17 protein-coding genes are annotated in these 19,116 nt (G+C 70.4%); 7 read left to right on the plus strand and 10 right to left on the minus strand.

The window, feature by feature from the left end:
- Positions 1–70: 70 nt before the first annotated feature.
- Positions 71–850 (plus strand): DNA-formamidopyrimidine glycosylase family protein, encoded by a 780-nt coding sequence (locus ACBR40_RS32250; protein WP_371251181.1) that lies wholly within the window; start codon positions 71–73, stop codon positions 848–850.
- Here the strand turns inward: ACBR40_RS32250 and ACBR40_RS32255 are convergent.
- The 9 genes from ACBR40_RS32255 to ACBR40_RS32295 form a co-directional block, all read right to left on the minus strand.
- On the minus strand, positions 847–1,203 hold the full coding sequence (locus tag ACBR40_RS32255) for a helix-turn-helix domain-containing protein (RefSeq protein ID WP_091084154.1): 357 nt from the start codon (positions 1,201–1,203) through the stop codon (positions 847–849). The genes ACBR40_RS32250 and ACBR40_RS32255 overlap by 4 nt on opposite strands.
- A 286-nt stretch (positions 1,204–1,489) precedes the next feature.
- Positions 1,490–1,978 (minus strand): nicotinamide-nucleotide amidohydrolase family protein, encoded by a 489-nt coding sequence (locus ACBR40_RS32260; RefSeq protein WP_364450965.1) that lies wholly within the window; start codon positions 1,976–1,978, stop codon positions 1,490–1,492.
- A gap of 6 nt (positions 1,979–1,984) precedes the next feature.
- Complete coding sequence (gene pgsA / locus ACBR40_RS32265; protein WP_364450962.1) at positions 1,985–2,557, minus strand: CDP-diacylglycerol--glycerol-3-phosphate 3-phosphatidyltransferase; 573 nt, start codon at positions 2,555–2,557, stop codon at positions 1,985–1,987.
- On the minus strand, positions 2,554–3,963 hold the full coding sequence (gene rimO / locus ACBR40_RS32270; RefSeq protein ID WP_344204999.1) for a 30S ribosomal protein S12 methylthiotransferase RimO: 1,410 nt from the start codon (positions 3,961–3,963) through the stop codon (positions 2,554–2,556). Before rimO ends, pgsA begins: the two co-directional genes overlap by 4 nt.
- Positions 3,964–4,023: 60 nt before the next feature.
- Complete coding sequence (locus ACBR40_RS32275) at positions 4,024–4,839, minus strand: helix-turn-helix domain-containing protein (protein ID WP_371251183.1); 816 nt, start codon at positions 4,837–4,839, stop codon at positions 4,024–4,026.
- 60 nt (positions 4,840–4,899) lie between these two features.
- Complete coding sequence (locus ACBR40_RS32280; RefSeq protein ID WP_371251184.1) at positions 4,900–7,437, minus strand: DNA translocase FtsK; 2,538 nt, start codon at positions 7,435–7,437, stop codon at positions 4,900–4,902.
- An 85-nt stretch (positions 7,438–7,522) separates the two neighbouring features.
- Positions 7,523–8,464, minus strand: a complete 942-nt coding sequence (locus ACBR40_RS32285; protein ID WP_371251185.1) for an aldose epimerase family protein — start codon at positions 8,462–8,464, stop codon at positions 7,523–7,525.
- The gene (locus tag ACBR40_RS32290; protein WP_344205004.1) at positions 8,461–9,423 is read right to left on the minus strand and encodes a LacI family DNA-binding transcriptional regulator; all 963 of its coding nucleotides are present in this window, start codon (positions 9,421–9,423) and stop codon (positions 8,461–8,463) included. Before ACBR40_RS32290 ends, ACBR40_RS32285 begins: the two co-directional genes overlap by 4 nt.
- A 94-nt stretch (positions 9,424–9,517) precedes the next feature.
- Entirely contained in the window at positions 9,518–10,312 is a 795-nt protein-coding gene (locus ACBR40_RS32295; protein ID WP_344205005.1) for an NAD(P)-dependent oxidoreductase, read from the minus strand.
- A gap of 135 nt (positions 10,313–10,447) precedes the next feature.
- On the opposite strand from ACBR40_RS32295, the gene ACBR40_RS32300 reads away from it, so the two are divergent.
- The 5 genes from ACBR40_RS32300 to ACBR40_RS32320 all read left to right on the plus strand — a co-directional run bounded on the left by ACBR40_RS32300 (position 10,448) and on the right by ACBR40_RS32320 (position 15,307).
- Positions 10,448–11,758: a sugar ABC transporter substrate-binding protein gene (locus ACBR40_RS32300; protein ID WP_371251187.1), complete on the plus strand. Its 1,311-nt coding sequence runs from the start codon at positions 10,448–10,450 to the stop codon at positions 11,756–11,758.
- Positions 11,755–12,684: a sugar ABC transporter permease gene (locus ACBR40_RS32305; protein WP_344205008.1), complete on the plus strand. Its 930-nt coding sequence runs from the start codon at positions 11,755–11,757 to the stop codon at positions 12,682–12,684. The genes ACBR40_RS32300 and ACBR40_RS32305 overlap by 4 nt, the downstream gene beginning before the upstream one ends.
- Positions 12,681–13,541 carry a carbohydrate ABC transporter permease gene (locus ACBR40_RS32310; RefSeq protein WP_371251189.1) on the plus strand — a complete coding sequence of 287 codons (861 nt, stop codon included), beginning with the start codon at positions 12,681–12,683 and terminating at the stop codon, positions 13,539–13,541. Before ACBR40_RS32305 ends, ACBR40_RS32310 begins: the two co-directional genes overlap by 4 nt.
- 82 nt (positions 13,542–13,623) lie before the next feature.
- On the plus strand, positions 13,624–14,385 hold the full coding sequence (locus tag ACBR40_RS32315; protein WP_344205011.1) for an IclR family transcriptional regulator: 762 nt from the start codon (positions 13,624–13,626) through the stop codon (positions 14,383–14,385).
- Positions 14,386–14,398: 13 nt separating this feature from the next.
- Positions 14,399–15,307, plus strand: a complete 909-nt coding sequence (locus ACBR40_RS32320) for a 5-dehydro-4-deoxyglucarate dehydratase (RefSeq protein ID WP_371251191.1) — start codon at positions 14,399–14,401, stop codon at positions 15,305–15,307.
- 579 nt (positions 15,308–15,886) lie between these two features.
- Here ACBR40_RS32320 and ACBR40_RS32325 read toward each other — a convergent pair.
- Entirely contained in the window at positions 15,887–17,362 is a 1,476-nt protein-coding gene (locus ACBR40_RS32325; RefSeq protein WP_371251193.1) for an aldehyde dehydrogenase (NADP(+)), read from the minus strand.
- Between the two features lie 105 nt (positions 17,363–17,467).
- Between ACBR40_RS32325 and ACBR40_RS32330 the strand changes: the two genes are divergently transcribed.
- On the plus strand, positions 17,468–18,724 hold the full coding sequence (locus tag ACBR40_RS32330) for a glucarate dehydratase family protein (protein WP_371251195.1): 1,257 nt from the start codon (positions 17,468–17,470) through the stop codon (positions 18,722–18,724).
- Positions 18,725–19,116 lie beyond the last annotated feature (392 nt).

Consider the following 19,116-nt stretch of genomic DNA (forward strand, 5'->3'; position numbering starts at 1 on the left):
AGAGCGTTCCTGATCTCCCCTGACCACGTCCACGGCCGAGCCGCCGGGAACGGGTTCCTAGACTGGATGGATGCCCGAGGGAGACGCCGTCCACCGCACGGCCGCCCGCCTGCGCTCCGCGCTCGACGGACGGGTGCTCACGAGGTCCGACTTCCGCGTGCCGCGGCACGCCACCGCGGACCTGACCGGCCGCGAGGTGCTGACCACGCTCTCGCGCGGCAAGCACCTGCTCACCCGCGTCGAGGGCGGCCTGACCGTGCACACGCACCTGCGCATGGACGGGAGCTGGCGGATCGTCGGGCCAGGAGCCCGGGTGCCGCCCGGCGACCAGGTGCGGCTGATCCTGGCCAACCGGGACTGCACGGCGCTCGGCCGCAAGCTGGGGATGGTGGACCTCGTACGGACGGAGGACGAGGCGCGGCTGGTCGGCCACCTGGGGCCGGATCTGCTCGGGCCCGACTGGGACCCGGACGAGGCCGTGCGGAGGCTGCGCGAGGCGCCCGGCAGGACCATCGGGGAGGCGCTGCTCGATCAGCGCAACCTGGCGGGGATCGGCACGATCTATCGCGCCGAGACCTTGTTCCTGCGGGGGATCTGGCCGTGGAGGAAGGTCGGGGAGATCGAGGATCTGGGCGGGCTCGTATCGCTGGCACAGCGCCTGCTGGCGGCCAACCTCGAACACGCGGGCACGGTGACGACAGGTGATCGCCGCCCGGCGAACGCGACGTGGGTCTACGGCAGGGCAGGAAGACCCTGTCGCCGATGCGGCACCCGCATCAGCCGAGGGGAGATGGGATCGCAGCCACAGGAACGGCTGATCCTGTGGTGTGCCGGCTGCCAGCCTCGTTAGGCAGCCACCATGTCCTTGACTTCGGGGAACACGGAATCGGAGATCGATCCGGGAACCGTCTCCGCGAGAGGCAGTCGCTCGTGCTCGGGAACATCGGCGAGCACGGGAGCAGCCTGGAGCTCGGCCAGCGCGAACTGGTCGGACACCTCACGCAGCACCTGCGAGAGTGGCACTCCGAGCGCACCGCAGATGGACGCGAGCAGCTCCGACGACGCCTCCTTCTGCCCCCGCTCGACCTCGGACAAATAGCCGAGCGAGACACGGGCCAGCGTGGAAACCTCGCGCAGCGTGCGTCCCTGGCGCACGCGCAACCGCCTCAGCACATCGCCGAGCAGCTGACGCAGCAGAATCATCTGTCGCTCCCTCCCCGGCGCGGATGTCTTCACCACGCCCCGCGCGATCGGATCGTGCCGCACATTGGTCTTCTTCGCTTCGTACATACTCCTCGCCGTCATCACCGGGCGTCGCCGCCCCTTGCCCGCCGCTTGTGCCTCGCCGCGCGACTCATCAGGCCCGCCTGCCGGGCGCTCGGTGCTTGCAGTTGGCTCACGGACCTCACTCACAGCTCCACCGTACCCGTATCCACCGACACCGCGTCAGACCGTGCAAGGCATGTTCGCTCGGGACGTAACACGGTAATCATCCGGAATGTTCCCCTATGTTCGCCTGTAGCACACTTGAGAGGAGATCAACTACCTCGTGCACCGTCTCTACCCTTATACGTTCGCGTGACCCCTCAAGTCTCAACTCGCGTCCCCAGACCTGTCCGCCGGGACCGGCGACGGCGACGAACACGGTGCCGACGGGCCGGCCGTCCTGGGGCTCCGGCCCGGCCACCCCGGTCACGGCCATCCCGTAGCTCGCCGCGCAGACCCGCGCGACGCCCCGCGCCATGGCCGCCGCCACCTCGGGGTGCACCGCCCCCTCACGCTCCAGGAGCTCGCCCGGCACGCCCAGCAGGTCGCGCTTGAGCTCGGTGGCGTAGGAGATCACCCCGCCGCGGAAGACCCGCGACGCCCCGGGCACCGCCGTGACGGTCGCCCCGATCAGCCCTCCGGTCAGCGACTCGGCCACCGCCAGCGTCGCCCCCTGCCGCTCCAGCAGCGCCAGCGCATCCGCAACGTCCATCGTCGATCACTCCCCGCGTGCCCGCCTGGCCACCTTACGCAGTCTGACCGCCCTGAACACGTAGTCGGCGCCGGTGAGCACCGTCACCACGAGCGCGGCCCCCATCACCACCCAGCGCAGCACGTCCGGCACCATCGGCAGGAGATAGAGGACGATCGCCGCGATCTGCAGCACGGTCTTGACCTTGCCGCCGTAGCTGGCGGGGATCACCGCGTGCCGCAGCAGCACGAACCTGAGCGCGGTGATGCCCAGCTCCCGCCCCAGGATCACCACCGTGACCCACCACGGCAGCTCCTGCAGGACCGACAGGCACACCAGCGCCGCGCCCGTCAGCGCCTTGTCGGCGATCGGGTCGGCGATCTTGCCGAAGTCGGTGATGAGGCCGTAGCGGCGGGCCAGCTCACCGTCGAGATGATCGGTGAGCGAGGCCACGCCGAACACCGCCAGCGCGGCGATCCGCCAGCCGGTGCCGGGCAGGAAAAGACAGACCACGAAGAAAGGGACGAGCACCAACCGGAGGACCGTGAGGATGTTGGCGATGTTCCACGGGCTCACCGCACGGCGCTCGTCCTTCTTCATGGACCGGCCTTGATGCGCGCGATCAGGTCGACCCCCTCGGCGTCGACCACGACCGCGCGCACGACCTGGCCCTTGACCAGGCCGATGCCCTGCACGGTCACCGAGCCGTCGACCTCGGGACCCTGGTGGGCGGCCCGGCCCTCGTAGCCGCCGTCGCCCAGGTCGTCCTCGATCAGCACGTCGACCTCGGTGCCGATGCGCTCCTCCGCCCGCTGGGCGGTCAGCTCCTCGGCCAGCTCGGTGAGCACCCGCACCCGCTCGTCGATGACCTCCTGCGCCAGCTTGCCGGGCAGGTCGGCCGCCTCGGTGCCGTCCTCGTCGGAGTAGCCGAACACGCCGATGACGTCGAGCCGCGCGGCTTCGAGGAAGCCCACCAGCTCGCCGAACTCCTCCTCGGTCTCGCCGGGGAAGCCCACGATGAAGTTGGAGCGCACGCCCGCCTCGGGAGCGCGCTCGCGCACGCTCTCCAGCAGCCCGAGGAAACGCTCGGGGTCGCCGAAGCGGCGCATCCGGCGCAGCACGCCGTTGCTGGCGTGCTGGAAGGACAGGTCGAAGTAGGGGGCCACGCCCTCGGTGCCGCAGATCACGTCGATGAGCCCGGGACGCAGCTCGGCCGGCTGCAGGTAGCTGACCCGCACCCGCTCGACGCCCTCCACCTCGGCCAGGCGCGGCAGCAGCTTCTCCAGCGCCCGCAGGTCGCCGAGGTCCTTGCCGTAGGAGGTGGAGTTCTCGCTCACCAGCACCAGCTCGCGGACCCCGCGATGGGCCAGCCAGTCGGCCTCGGCCAGCAGCTCGTCGGGGACGCGCGAGACGTAGGAGCCACGGAAGGACGGGATGGCGCAGAACGTGCAGCGCCGGTCGCAGCCGGAGGCGAGCTTCAGCGAGGCCACGGGGCTCTCGTCGAGCCGCTTGCGCAGCACGCGGGGCCCGCTGGCGGGAGCGACGCCCGACGGCAGGTCCCCGTGACCGGGAATGCCGGTCTTGGGCGCGGCGGCGCGCTCGACCGGCGAGATGGGCAGCAGGGTGCGGCGGTCACGCGGCGTGTGAGGCTTCAGCGACCGGCCGGCGAGCACGTCGTCGAGCCGGTCGCCGATCTCGGCGTAGTCGTCGAAGGAGATGACGGCGCTGGCCTCGGGCAGCGCCTCGGCCAGCTCGCCTCCGTAGCGCTCGGCCATGCAGCCCGCGGCGACGACCTTGGCGCCGGAGTCCGCGGCGGCGAGCAGCGTGTCGATGGAGTCTTTTTTGGCCGAGTCGATGAAGCCGCACGTGTTGACGACGACGACGTCGGGGTCGTCGTCGCCGAGCTGCCAACCGGCAGCCTCAAGTCGCGCGGCCAGCTCCTCGGAGTCGACCTCGTTGCGGGCGCAGCCCAGGGTGATCAGCGATGCGGTGCGGCGGGATGACATGGTGAACACTACGGTATCGGGAGTTGGCCACCACCCGATGCACTGGCCCACCGGAGACGGCTAGCGGGCCTTCTGCTTGACCGGTGCCTTCGGCGCCTCGAACGAGGTGCGCACCATCTCCCCGCGCTCCCCGAGCCGCTTCACCTTCTTGCCGTTGACCTGCAGCGTCACCGCCGTGGCGTCGCTCAGCAGCAGGGTCACCTTGCCCGGCGCCCGCCACTCCGAGGTCTTGCCCGCGTTGAGCGTGCCCGAGAAGAGCCGGTGGCCATCGGCGTCGTGCACCCCGACGTACGACGAGCGCTTGGCCCTGATCCGCAGCGTCACCATCTCCTTCGAACGCGTGCCGCGCGACGGCGACGCCTTGGGCGACTCGGTGATGGGGGTGTTGGGCGGCACGCTCGGCCGGGCCGACGACTGCCGCACCCCGGCCACCTGCACCTGGTCGCCCGCTCCCCCGAGCATGCGCATCGTGCCGAACACGACCACGATCGCCAGCGCCACCCCCAGCGCCATCGACCAGTTGGGCCCCCGCCGCTCCGGCAGGTTGATCTTCTTGTCGGCCTGGAAGACGGCCGAGGCCCGCACCGGCTCCGGCGCCCCGCCGTGTTCCTGGTCGTACTGGTGGACGACGGCCTCGGGATCGAGCCCGACGGCCGCGGCGATGGCCTTGACGTGACCTCTGGCGTAGAACGGGCCTCCGCACTGGTCGTAGAGATCCTGCTCGATGCAATGGACGATGGTCTCGCGGATGCGCGTGGCCGCGCTGACCTGCGCGACCGACATCCCGGCCGACTGCCTGGCTGCCGCCAGCATGGCCCCGATGCTCTGCTGTTCCTGCACGGCGAACGCCTCCCCGATGGCGTCTGGTTCCCCCACCACGACTCTCCGTAGTGGTTCCTATTCAACCAGTTGACGCCGCTCGCCCCCGCATTGGGGTCATTCGCCACGCAGGTCGGCCAGCAGACCGGGCAAATCGTCGGGCTTCACGAGCACTTCGCGCGCCTTGGAGCCCTCGCTCGGGCCGACCACGTTGCGGCTCTCCAGGAGGTCCATGAGCCGCCCCGCCTTGGCGAAGCCGACCCGCAGCTTGCGCTGGAGCATCGAGGTCGAGCCGAACTGGGTGGTCACGATCAGCTCGGCCGCCTGGATCAGCAGGTCGAGGTCGTCGCCGATCTCCTCGTCGATCTCCCGCTTGACCGGCGCCGCCGCCACGTCCTCGCGGTATTCGACCTGCATCTGCGCCTTGCAGTGCGCGACGATCTCGGCGATCTCCTTCTCCGAGACGAACGCGTTCTGGATCCGGATGGGCTTGCTCGCGCCCATCGGCAGGAACAGCGCGTCGCCCTGGCCGACCAGCTTGTCGGCGCCGGGCTGGTCGAGGATGACCCGCGAGTCGGTGAGGCTGGAGACGGCGAAGGCCAGCCGGGAGGGCACGTTGGCCTTGATCAGGCCGGTGACGACGTCGACGGACGGCCGCTGCGTGGCGATCACCAGGTGGATGCCGGCCGCGCGGGCGAGCTGCGTGATGCGCACGATCGAGTCCTCGACGTCGCGCGGCGCCACCATCATGAGGTCGGCCAGCTCGTCCACGATCACCAGCAGGTACGGGTACGGCTGGTAGACCCGCTCGCTGCCCGGCGGCGGCTGCAGCTTGCCCGCCCGCACCGCCTTGTTGAACTCGTCCACGTGCCGGAACCCCGACGCCGCCAGGTCGTCGTAGCGCCGGTCCATCTCCCCCACGACCCATTCCAGAGCCTCTGCGGCCTTCTTCGGGTTCGTGATGATCGGGGTGATGAGGTGGGGGATGCCCTCGTACACGCTGAGCTCGACCCGCTTGGGGTCGACCAGCACCATGCGCACCTCGTCGGGCGTGGACCGCATGAGTATGGAGGTGATCAGGCCGTTGACGCAGACCGACTTGCCGGCGCCGGTGGCGCCCGCGATGAGCAGGTGGGGCATCTTGGCCAGGTTGGCCACGATGGTGCGGCCCTCGACGTCCTTGCCCAGGCCGACGATCATCGGGTGGTGGTCGGCCTGGGCCACCTGCGAGCGCAGCACGTCGCCCAGCGCCACGAGGTCCTTGTCGGCGTTGGGGATCTCCACGCCGATGGCCGACTTGCCGGGGATCGGCGACAGGATGCGCACGTCGGCGGACTTGACCGCGTAGGCGATGTTCTTGGTGAGCGCGGTGACCTTCTCGACCTTCACCGCCGGGCCGAGCTCGATCTCGTAGCGGGTCACGGTCGGGCCGCGGGTGAAGCCGATCACCTGCGCGTCGATGCTGAACTGCTCCAGCACGCTGGTCAGCGCGTTGACCACGGTGGTGTTGGCCTTGGTCTGCGGCTTGGGCGCGGTGCCGGGCTTGAGGAACTGCAGGTCGGGCAGCGCGTACGGCCCCGCCTGCGGCGACAGCACGAGCTGCTCGACCTTGCGCGGCGCGGGCGTCGGCAGCGGCGGCTCCGGCGGCCTGCGCTCGGCCTCGGCCTCCGCCGCGGCGGCTGCGGCGACCGCCGCGTCCTCCTCGTCGGTGAGCCCAGGGACGATCTCCGGCGAGTGCTCGGCGCGCTCCTTGTCCTTCTCCGACAGCACCGGCGTGTCGTAGGGCTTGACGCCGTCGCCGCCCTCGCCGTCGCCCGTGGGTTTCTTCGTCCGGGGACGCTTCCTGCTCGGTTCGCGCGGCAGCGGGTCGGACTGCCGCTCGAAGAGCAGGTGCCGCAGCTCGGCCAGCCGCTCGGGGATGCGGTGCACCGGCGTCGCGGTGATCACCAGGACGCCGAACGCCGACAGGAGCAGCAGCAGCGGGATCGTGATCCACGACGGCAGGATGCTCATCGGCGGCGCCGAGACGATGAAGCCGACCATGCCCCCGGCCGCCGACACCTTGTCCATGCCCTGGCCCTCGCCGGCCGGGTACGGCGTGTCGTTGGCCACGTGGATCACGCCGAGCACGCCGACCAGCAGCGCCGCCCAGCCGATCACCATGCGGCCGGTGTCGGCGTTCTGGTCGGGGTGGCGCATGTAACGCCAGGCCAGCAGGCCGAGCAGCAGCGGCAGCGCCCAGGCCAGCGAGCCGAACACGCCGCGCACGGTCGCGTTGACCACCCCGGAGACGGCCCCGTCGGCGTTGCGCCAGGTCATGGAGGCCAGCACGATCGCGGCGGCGAGCCAGGCCAGCCCGAGCCCGTCGCGCCGGTGCGCCGGGTCCAGCTCGCGGGCGTTGTTGCCCAGCGCGCGGGCCATGCTGCCGACCCCGCCCGCGAACAACATCCACAGCCCGACGATCAGCTTGCCGATCATCGTGAAGACCCAGCTGATCGGATCGGGGTGGGCGACGGAGGACTTGCGGCCGGAGGCGCCCGTCCTCGGCCGGGGGCGCCCGGCCGACGCCGTCGTCCGCTTCGCGGACGTCGTGCGGGCCGGGGTCGACCGCTTCGCCGGCCCCTTGGATGCGCTTTTCGGCGTACGGGTGGCCATGGTGCCAAAGGTACGACGGAGACACCGGACTCCGCGCGCTGACGCGCCGCACACCCGTACAAAGACCCCTACACGTTCGGCCCGATCAGGTGGTGAACCGGTAGGTGGTCGTGGAGGTCCGGCGCTCGCCTGGCCGCAGCACCGTGGAGGGGAACTGCGGCTGGTTGGGCGAGTCGGGGAAGTGCTGGGTCTCCAGGCACAGCCCCGCGAACGGCCCGAACGGCGTGACCGTGCCGTCCAGCATGCTGCCGGAGTAGAACTGCACGCCCGGCTCGGTCGTGGTGACCTCCATGGTGAGGCCGCCGGCCGTGACGCTCATGCCGCCGTCGAGCACGTAGCAGTGGTCGTAGCCGCCGTCGATGCGCTCGCCGAGCGCGTGCGGCTCGGTGAAGTCGAACGGGGTGCCCTTGACCGGCGCCAGCTCCCCGGTCGGGATCTTGTCGGCGTCGACCGGCAGGTAGTGCTCGGCGGCGATGCGTACGACGTGGTCGCGCACGTCGCCCTCGCCCTGCCCCTTGAGGTTGAAGTAGGAGTGGTTGGTGAGGTTGACCACGGTCGGCTTGTCGGTCTCGGTGGCGTAGTCGATGCGCAGGCCGTCGTCCTCCAGCGTGTACGTCACCGTCGCGGTCAGCGTGCCCGGGTAGCCCTGGTCGCCGTCCGGGCTGACCAGGGTCAGCGTGACGGAGGAGGGCGAGCGGTCGGCGACGGTCCACACCTTGGAGTCGAAGCCCTCGGTGCCGCCGTGCAGGCTGTTGGGCCCGTTGTTGACCGGCAGGGTGTACTCGACGCCGTCGAGGGTGAAGCGGCCGCCCGCGATGCGGTTGCCGTAGCGGCCGACGACCGCGCCGAAGTAGCGGCTGCGGGTGAGGTAGTCCTCCAGCGTGTCCAGCCCGAGCACCACGTTGCGGCCCGACACCTCCAGCGAGCGTACGACGGCGCCGAGCGTCAGCACCTCGGCGCGGAGCCGTCCGGACGACAGCTCCACCTGCTCCACCTGCTCGCCGGACGGCAGCGTTCCGAAAATCATTTTTGTGCCCTTCCCGTGGACTCGCGGACTATGAGGGCGGTGTCGAGGGTCACCGTCGCGCCCTCGCCCCCCGATTGCAGCAACAGGTCCACCGCCATCCGCCCCGCGGCCACGGCGGGCATGGCCACCGTGGTGAGCTTCGGCCGGTTGAGCCGGCCGGGCAGGATGTCGTCGAACCCGATGACACTTATCTGGTCTGGTACCCCGATGTCCATCGTGGCGAGCCCCTCGATGAGGCCGAGCGCGACGAGATCGTTGTAGGCCAGCACGGCGGTCGCCCCGCACGCCGCGACGTCGGCGGCCACGGCCAGGCCGCCGCCCTCGGTCGGCTGGTTGGGGCCGAAGAAGACGAGGTCGAGCCCCGGCGTCTCGGCGGCGACGCCCTGCATCTCGTTGCTGGTCCACGACCCGATGGGGCCGGACACGAGCGCGATCCTGCGGTGGCCGAGCCCGGCCAGGTGCTCCAGGGCCAGCTTGGCGCCCTGGGCGACGTTCATGAGCACCGCGGGCATGCCCTTGATGCGGCGGTTGACCACCACGAACGGGACGTCCTCGGCCAGGCGCTCGATCATCTTGTTGGACAGGCGGGGGCTGCACAGCAGGACGCCGTCCACCTGCTTGGTGAACGTCCTGATCAGCTCTTCCTCGACCCGCGGGTCCTCGTCGGTGTCGGCCACGAACACGTGGTAGTCGCGGCCCCTGGCCTGCGCCTGGGCCGCCTTGATGAGCGGCGGGAAGAACGGGTTGGCGATGTCGGCCACGATGAGGCCCATGTTGAAGGTGCGCCCGGTGGTGAGCGCGCGGGCCGCCCGGTTGGGCCGGTAGCCGAGGTCGTCGGCCGCGGCCAGCACCCGGCTCCTGGTGGCAGGATTGACCAGGTGCGGCGCGGAGAAGGTGCGGGAGACTGTGGACACGTGCACGCCGCAGGCGCGCGCCACGTCCTTGATCGTCGCCGCCATCGCCGTCCTCCCTTGCAAACGGTTGCCAGATCAAACCTTGACCTTTGCCGCTCTGCCCGTCAAGGTTCGTGCAACCGGTTGCCATGGTCGGCGGTCACCAGCGGCCGCCGAGCTCCTTCAGTGTGAAGACGCCGCCCGCGCGGTCGTGCACCGGGTCCGACAGGTCGGGCTCGCCGTGCTCGGCGATCAGGGGCGCCGCCAGCGTCTCCGAGTCGTCGCGCGAGACGTAGCCGATGGACTCGGCCTCCTTCAGCGACCACCAGCGGCGGGTGTTGTCCGAGACGCCCCACACCACGTGGAGGCCGGGCGCGACCAGCGCGGCCTCGACCAGGCGGGCCAGGTCGTCGGGTGAGATCCAGGTGGCCAGGCCGCGGGTGTCGAGCGGGCCTTCGTTGCAGGTGCCGAGCCGGACGACGGTGATGTTCATGCCGAAGCGGTCATGGTAGAGGCCGGCCAGGGCCTCCATGACGACCTTGCTGACGCCGTAGAAGGTGTCGGGGCGGGGGAAGGCGTAGTCCGGCAGGTCCTCGCCGCCCGCCGGCCTGGTGTGGAAGCCGGCCGCGTGGTGGCTGCCCATGAGGACGAGCTGGCGTACGCCCGCCTCGCGCGCCGCCTCCAGCAGCACCTGCGTGCCGTCGATGTTGGCCCGCACGATGTCGGCCCAGGGGTGCTCGCGGCTCTGCCCGCCCAGGTGGAGCACCGCGTCCACGCCCTTGACGGCCTCGGCCATGGCGGCCGGGTCGGCGAGGTCGGCGACGACCTGCTCCTCCCCCGGACCGGGCTCGACCGGCTGGAGATCGGAGAGCCGCAGGACGCGACCCTCGCGGGCGAGCCGGGGGCGAAGCAGCGTGCCGACTTTCCCCGCGGCACCGGTCATGAGAATGCGCATGTCTTCATGGTGTACACGATTCTGACCCAAATTCACATACTTGAATATTGACCGTGAAGCATGCGCTAGTTACGTTCACAGCCACGAGTTCAAGTCTTCGACTCATGTCCACGTATGTGAACGGGAGGCGGTCTGATGTCACGTCGTCTGCTGGGGGTCGCGGTCGCTGCGGCCCTCGCCGCAACGGTGACCGGCTGCGGCTCCGGGGGATCGAGTTCAACCGACGACACTCTGGAGATCTGGATCCGGCAGGCGCCCGATTCCGACTCCGCCAAGACGGCGCAGAAACTCGCCGACGCATTCACCAGGTCCAGCGGGGTGAAGACCAAGGTCGTCGCGCTTTTCGACGACTTCGAGACCAAACTCAACCAGCAGGCCGCGCAGCGGCAGCTTCCCGACATCGTCATCAACGACACCGCGCAGCTCGGCAACATGCACAGCCAGGGCTGGCTCCAGGAGGTCGACAAGGCGGGCTTATCCGGCTCCGGCGACCTCGCCGACCGGGCCTGGCAGGCCGCCGCGGGCAGCGACGGCAAGTTCTACGCCGCGCCCTTCTCCGCGCAGGCGTTCGCGCTGATCGTCCGCAAGGACTGGCGCGAGAAGGTCGGCATGGAGCCGCCCGCGACCTGGGAGGACCTGACCAAGCTGGCCGTCGCCTTCACCGAGAAGGACCCCGACGGCAACGGCCAGAAGGACACCAGCGGCTTCGTCGCCCCCGCCGGCACCAAGCGCGGCTACGCCTCCTGGTACGCCTCCTCCCTCATCTACGCCAACGGCGCCGACTTCCTCAAGGCCAACGGCCCCGGCAAGTACGTCGCCGCCGCGAACGACCCCAGGTTCGTGGAGGCCGTCCAATACCTCCAGGACCAGTTCTGCAAGACCAAGACCGTCAACCCGGGCGCGGTCAGCAACGACACGACCGTCACGCACGAGGTGTTCGAGAAGGGCCAGGGCGGCATCTACCTGGTCGGCCCGTACGTGCTCGCGCGCTTCGTCAAGAGCGTCGGCACCGACAAGATCGAGGTCCTGCCCGTGCCCAAGGGCCCCTCCGGCGGCCCCGGCACCCTCGGCGAGGGCGAGAACGTCTACCTCATGGCCGGCTCGCAGCTGCAGGACGCGCAGAAGAAGTTCGCCGAGTTCGCGATCTCCCCCGAGGGCCAGCGGATCGGCATGAACAAGGACGCCAACGGCGCCATCGTCCGCCTGCCGGTCAACAGGACCGTGGACATGGCCGCCGAACGCCAGGACCCGCGCTGGAAGGTCTTCCAGGAGTCCTACGACTTCGCGGTCTACGCGCCGCCGGTGCCGAACTGGGCGCCGATCCGGCAGACCTCCGCCGACGCGATCAACACCGTCTGGGCCGACTGCTCGGCGGACGTCAAGACGGCCATGGACGGGCTGAACACCAAGCTCACCCAGGAACTCCAGAGCCAGAAAGCGTCATGACCGCGACCGTGACCCGGGCGGGAGCCGCCACCGCGCCCCCTCGCCGCCGCGCCCGACGGGCGCGGTGGCGGGGGCCGCTGGTCGCCTGGCTGTTCCTGGCGCCCGCGCTGCTGCTCTTCCTGTACTTCAAGTTCATCCCCATGGTCGTGGGCCTGTGGAAGAGCCTGTTCAAGGTCCAGACGTTCCTCGGGGACGAATGGGTCGGTCTCGACAACTACCGCACGATCATCACCGACGACCTGTTCGCCGCGGCCATCGGGCACAGCGTGGTGCTGGCGCTCGGCACCACGATCGGCTCCCTCGTGCTGGGGCTCGGGCTGGCGCTGCTCGTCGAGGGGCCGGCACGCTACCTGTGGTTCGTCAGGACGGCGGCGTTCCTGCCGGTCGTGACGACGATGGCGGCGGTGGCCGAGGTGTGGCGGATCATGTTCCATCCGGCCGACAACGGGATGCTCAACGTGATCATCGGCTGGGCGGGCGTCGATCCGCAGCCCTGGCTGGCCAGTGAGCACTCCTCGCTCTGGTCGATCATGCTCATGAGCGTCTGGCGCGGCACCCCGTACGACATGATGATCTTCCTGGCCGGGCTGGTCGGCGTGGACCGCACGCTCTACGAGGCGGCGGCCGTGGACGGGGCCTCCACCTGGCGGCGGCTGCGGCACATCACGCTGCCCGCGCTGCGCCCGGTGTTCTGGATCCTGTTCACGCTCGCGGCCATCCGCGGGCTGCGCGTCTTCGTCGAGGTCTACGTGCTCACCAACGGCGGGCCGAACAACTCCTCCGAGGTGCTGATGACGCTCATCTACAAGCTCGGCTTCCAGAAGAACGAGCTGGGCGTCGCCTCGGCCGGCGGGATCGTGCTGTTCCTCGCCACGCTCGTGCTCACGGTGATCGTGCAGCTGATGCGCAGGAGGCAGGCGTCATGAGGTTCGACAGCGCACTGGGGCTGGAGTCACGCAAGGGCCCGCTCGCCGCCGCCGCGCGCTTCGTCGTCTACGGGCTCATGGTCGTGGCCTTCACGGGGCCGCTCGTGGGGCTGCTGGTCAGCGCGTTCAGCAAGACCCTCGACCCCACCTCGTTCACCCTCTGGCCGGACGAGTTCACGCTGGAGAACTTCATCCAGGCCGGGGACAAGAACGTCTACCTCTACCTGCTGAACTCGTTCGTGGTCGTCGGCTTCGGGCTGCTGCTGCAGATGCTGGTGAGCGTCTTCGCGGCGTACGCGCTGGCCCGCAAGAAGTTCCGCGGCATGACGGTCGTGATGCTGCTCATGCTGGCCACGATGATGCTGCCCGAGGAGATCATCGCGATCCCGCTCTCGCTCGTCCTCGCCGACCTGCCGGTGCTGCACCTCAACCTCATCGGCACGTACGCGGGGATGATCCTGCCCGTCGGCGCCTGGGGGTTCTCGATCCTGGTCATGACCGAGTTCATGAAGGAGGTGCCGGTCGAGCTGGAGGAGGCCGCGCGCATCGACGGGGCGGGCGAGCTGCGCATCTTCGCCACGATCATCGTGCCGCTGTGCCGGCCGGCGCTCGGCGTGATCGGCGTCTTCGGGTTCACCATGATCTGGGACCAGTACCTGCTGCCGCTGATCGTGGCGACCGAGTCGACCATGTGGACGCTGCCCATCGCGCTGCGCTCGCTCCGCTCGGACGAGGAGGTCGGCATCGGGGTGCTGCTCGCGGCCTCGCTGCTGGCGCTGCTGCCGTCGATCATCGCGTTCCTGGCGTTCCAGCGGCAGTTCATGCGCGGCCTCACCAGCGGGGCGGTCAAGGGATAGCGGTCAAGGGATAGCGTCCACGTATCTGGACGCTATCCCATATGCTGGATGTGTCGGCATTGTGGAGTGAGATGGGACGAGTATGGAGCCCCAGCTGGTCAAGTCCGCCGAGCGGACCGTACGCATCCTGGAAGCGCTGGCGGAGTCGCACGAGACCCTGACGCTGTCGGAGCTCCAGCAGCGCACCGGTTTCCCGCGCAGCAGCCTGCACGCCCTCATGCGCACGCTGGTCGAGCTCAACTGGGTCGAGACCGACTCGGCCCGCTCGGCGTTCGGGATCGGGCCGCACGCGCTGCTCACCGGGACGGCGTACCTCGACAAGGATCCCGCGCTGCCCTTCGCCCAGGAAACCCTGGAGGACCTGCGGGACGAGATCGGGCAGACCGTGCACTTCGCCCGCCGGGACGGTGCCCACGTGCTCTACCTGGCCACCAGGGAGTCGCGCGAGGCCGCGCACGTCATCCCCAGGGTCGGCCGGCGGCTGCCCGCCCACGTCACCGCGCTCGGCCAGGTCCTGCTCGCCCAGCTCACCGACGACGAGGTCGTGGCCCTGCTCCCCGACCCCCTCCAGGGACTCACCGAGCACTCCATCACCGACCTGGGCAAACTGACCGGCGAGCTGGACCAGGTGCGCACCCGGGGCTGGGCCTGCGAACGCGAACAGGGCACGCCCGGCCTGGCCTGCGTGGCCGTGGCCGTCGACTACCGCATCCCGGCCACGGACGCGATCAGCTGCTCGATGCCCGCCGCCCTGCCGCCCGCCGACGTCGAACGGGTCACCGAAGCGGTGATCAAGCACACCCGCAAGCTCGCTGCCACCCTCCGCCGGGAGGGCATCCGCTAGGAAAGGACCGTTGATGCGGCTAGATGGCGTTCTCTTCTTCCCGGTGACCCCGTTCGACGCCGCCGGCGAGCTCGCGGAAGCGGTGCTCGCCCGGCACGTCGCCGACGGGGTCGCGGCCGGGGCGGGAGCGGTGTTCACCGCGTGCGGCACCGGCGAGTTCAACGCCCTCGACCTCGGCGAGTACGGGCGGGCCGTCGCCGCCGCCGTCAGCGCCGCCGGGGGGCGGGTGCCCGTGCTCGGCGGGGCCGGCGGCACGCTCCCCGCCGCCCGCGCGATCGCCCGCGAGGCGGCCGCGCGCGGCGCCGACGGGCTGCTGCTCATGCCTCCCTACCTCGTCAACGCCCCCGCCGCCGGCCTGGTCCGGTACGTCCGCGACGTGGCCGCCGCCGCCTCCGAGCTGCCGGTGATCATCTACCAGCGGGGTAACGCCCGCTTCACCCCCGAGGCCGTGACCGAGCTGGCCCAGGTGCCGAACATCGTCGGCCTCAAGGACGGCCTCGGCGACTTCGACCTGCTCCAGCGGATCATCCTGCGGGTGCGGGAGGCCGGCCACCGGGACTTCACCTTCTTCAACGGGCTGCCGACCGCCGAGTTCACCATGCCCGCGTACCGGGGGCTCGGGGTGACGCTGTACTCCAGCGCGGTGTTCGCGTTCGCGCCCGAGATCGCGATCGCTTTCCACAAAGCGTTGACCGCCGGGGACGAGGCGCTGGTGCAGCGGCTGCTGACCGGGTTCTACCTGCCGCTGGTGGAGCTGCGCGACCTGGTGCCCGGGTACGCGGTGTCGCTGGTGAAGGCGGGGGTGCGGCTGCGCGGGCTGGAGGTCGGCGGGGTGCGGGCGCCGCTGGTGGATCCGTCGGTGGAGCATGTGGAACGGCTTGAGCGGATTGTGGGGGCAGGGCTGGAAATAGCAGGCGCCTGACCCGCCTCCCCCGGCCCTGTCTCCGCCGCCCCTCCCCGCACCTCTTCCCCAGCCTCCCGTTTCCCCCAGCACCCCTTCCAACCACGGCCGCCCTGTCACCACCAGCCGCGTCCCACCAGCCACCGGCGATCAGCCACCGCCCTCACCCATGGCCCTTCACCACGCCCCCGCCCCAGGAGCAGTGGAGCAGGAGCAGTGGACCATGAGCCCTTACCTTGCGGCACGACCACCCGACACCAGTCACCCGACAGGAGCCGGCCGACACCAGTCAGCTGACAGGAGCCGCGTGGCACCGGCCACGCGGCACCAGCCACGCGACACCAGCCACGCGACACCAGCCACAGGACATCAGCCACATGGCACCAGCACTCAGGCCTGAGCCGTGCACGCGGGCCCGAATCAACAGCCGCCGGCCACCAGCCATGAGTCACGAGCCACGAGCCGCGCGACACCGGCCACGAGCCACGAGCCACGAGCCGCGCGACACCGGCCACGAGCCACGAGCCAGCGTGGGCCGGGCACCACCTGAGCCAACAGCCATGAGCGCGCCGTCAGCCATCAGCGTGCAGTTGTCGGCCCTCAGCCGCCGAGCTGCAACCGCCCATCCACCCGCCGCGGAATCCCGAGCGGGTTGCCATCCTTCAACTCATCCGGCAGCAACCCCTCCGGCCAGTCCTGGTACGCCGTCGGCGCCAGCCACCGCTCGATCGCCGTAGCCCCGACCGAGGTGGACGCCGTGGTGGCCGACGGCCAGGGCCCGCCATGGTGCATCGCCCAGCACACCGCGACCCCCGTCGGCCAGCCGTTCCAGATGAGCCGCCCCGCCTTGCGCCCGAGCACCTCGACGACCTCGCCGGCCTCGTCCGGATCGGTCCCGTGGACGGTGGCCGTGAGCGACCCGTCCAGCCGCTCGAGCACCGCCCGCAGCTCCCCCACCTCGCGGTACGTCACCACGATCGACGCCGGCCCGAAGCACTCCTCCCCGATCTCCGGCAGCTTCTCCGCGAAGGTGGCCAGGTCAGCGGTGAACACCTTCGGCGTCACGGCCCAGCTCCCCTCCCCGGCCTTGCCCTCGGCCAGCAGCTGCAGCTCGCCGAGCCGTTGGACGCCGCCCAGGTAACCGTCCCTGATCCGTTCGGCGAGCATCGGCCCGCCGCTGGTCCCCTCGACCGCCTCCACGAGCGCCTTGCGCAGCTCGTCGCCCTCGGGCACGAACATCAGCCCCGGGTTCGTACAGAACTGCCCGACCCCCAGCGTCAGCGACCCCGCGAACCCGGCCGCCACCTTGTCCACGGGCGCGGACGGCAGCACGACCACCGGGTTGACGCTCCCGAGCTCACCGTAGAACGGGATCGGCGTCTCCCGTTCGTCGATCAGCTGCTGGATCGCCTTGCCCCCGGCCACCGACCCGGTGAACCCGGCCGCCACCACCAGCGGATGCTGGACCAGGTCCGCCCCGGCCCCCATGCCCTGGACCAGCCCCAGCAGATCCGGGTACGGCAGCGCCTCCCGTACGATCTTCGCCACCCGCTCCGAGGTGTTGGGGTGCCCCGGGTGCGCCTTGACGACCACCGCGCATCCGGCCGCCAGCGCCGAGGCGGTGTCGCCCCCGGCCACCGAGAACGCGAACGGGAAGTTGCTCGCCGCGAACACCGCCACCACGCCCGGCAGCGCGTGCTTCATCCGCCGTACGTCGGGCCGCGGCGGGGTCAGGGAGGCGTCGGCGTGATCGATGATCGCCTCCAGGTAACCGCCATCCCTGATCACCTCGGCGAAGAGCCGGAACTGCCCCGCCGTCCGCGCGACCTCGCCGCGCAGGCGTACCTCGCCGAGGGCGGTCTCCTGGTCGGCGAGCTGCCACAGCTCGTCCACGTGCGCGGCGAGGGCGTCGGCGACGGCCTCCAGCGCCTGCGCCCGCTCGGCCGCCGGCGTGGCCCGCCAGGCCTGCCCGGCGGCCGCCGCGGCGGAAACGACCAGGTCGACCCCGGCGGTGTCGGTCTCTGGCAGGGCGACGCCCACGGTCTGGCTGGTCCTGGGGTCGTGTCCGTAGATCATCGAATGGCCCTTCGGAGTCTTGACACTTCTTCAGCCCAATTCTTACAGTTCTGGATACTTGTCCACAAATCTGTCTCTTGTTCACATATATGGACGGCGGTCGAGATGATCATCAGGGAGATCCACGTCACCCCAGTCGCATTCCGGGATCCACCCCTCCTCAACGCCGCCGGGGTCCACGAACCATGGGCCCTCCGTACCATTGTCGAGGTCGTCACGGACGAGGGACTGACCGGGCTGGGCGAGACCTACGGCGACCTCGGCCACCTCGGCAAGGTGCGCGAGTGCGCGCAGGCCCTGGTCGGGCTGGACGTCCACGCCACGAACGAGATGTACGCCCGCGTGGCCGCCACCGTCGGCGACGTGGTCACCGACCTGCACGGCCTGACCGGCGTCGCGACCAAGGAGAAGAGCGTCGACCGGGTCTTCGCCGCCTTCGAGGTGGCCTGCCTGGACATTCGCGGCAAGGCGGCCGGGGTGCCCGTCGTCGACCTGCTCGGCGGCCGCGTCCGCGACGCCGTCGAGTACAGCGCGTACCTGTTCTACAAGTGGGCCGGCCACCCCGGCGACCAGCCGGACCGCTTCGGCCCCGCGCTGGACCCGGCGGGCATCGTCGAGCAGGCCGCCCTCCTCATCAAGGAGTACGGCTTCAAGTCGATCAAACTCAAGGGCGGCGTCTACCCGCCGGACGAGGAGATCGCCGCGATCAGAGCCCTGCACGAGGCGTTCCCCGGCGTGCCCCTCCGCCTTGACCCCAACGCCGCCTGGAGCGTCGCGACCTCCATCCGCGTCGGCCGCGAACTCGACGGCCTGCTCCAGTACCTGGAGGACCCCACTCCCGACATCTCCGGCATGGCCGAGGTCGCCGCCTCCGTCCCCATGCCCCTCGCCACGAACATGTGCGTGGTCACCCCCGACCACCTGCCCCCCGCGATCGCCGCCGGCGCGATCGGCGTACTCCTGCTGGACCACCACTACTGGGGCGGCCTCGTCCGCTCCTCCCACGTGGCCAGCCTGTGCGCGACGTTCGGCCTGTCGCTGTCCATGCATTCCAACTCCCACCTCGGCATCAGCCTGGCCGCCATGACCCACCTCGCCGCCGCCACGCCGAACCTCACGTTCGCCTGCGACACCCACACCCCCTGGCAGGACGGCCAGGACGTGATCGCCCCCGGCGCACTCCGCTTCACCGACGGCGCCGTCCCCGTCCCCACCGCCCCCGGCCTGGGCGTGGAACTCGACCGGGACGCACTGGCCCGCATGCACGAGCAGTACGAGAAGTGCGGAATCGTGGCACGGGACGACACGACGTACATGCAACGCTTCGACCCAACCTTCTCCACCACCCGCCCCCGCTGGTAGCCCCCACCCTCCCACTCAACTCCCGCCCCGCTTCTCCTCCCCCACCTCTAACTGTCAAACCGCCGCCCCGAAACGCCCCCACCCCACCACCGTTTCCACTCATCCAGCCCAGCCCAAACAACCGCCGCATCAAAGCTGCCCGCCACAGCAGCCCCGGCCGACCGGCGATCCTGCGCCCGAAACCGGCAGCACCACCAGGACAGCCACCACAGTCGTCACCACCATCAACCGATAACGACCGCCCCGCCAAGGCAGTCGCACGACCGCTTCAACAGCAGCGCCCCGACCACCAGGCCACCACCCACCCCTCAACACAGCCGCCCATCGCGCTGCCTAGCAAGACCGGCCCAGCGACTGCCCCCACAATCGCCCAGCACGACCTCCCGGCACAC

Source organism: Nonomuraea sp. AD125B (genome assembly GCF_041402765.1).
GTDB classification, from domain to species: Bacteria; Actinomycetota; Actinomycetes; order Streptosporangiales; family Streptosporangiaceae; genus Nonomuraea; species Nonomuraea bangladeshensis.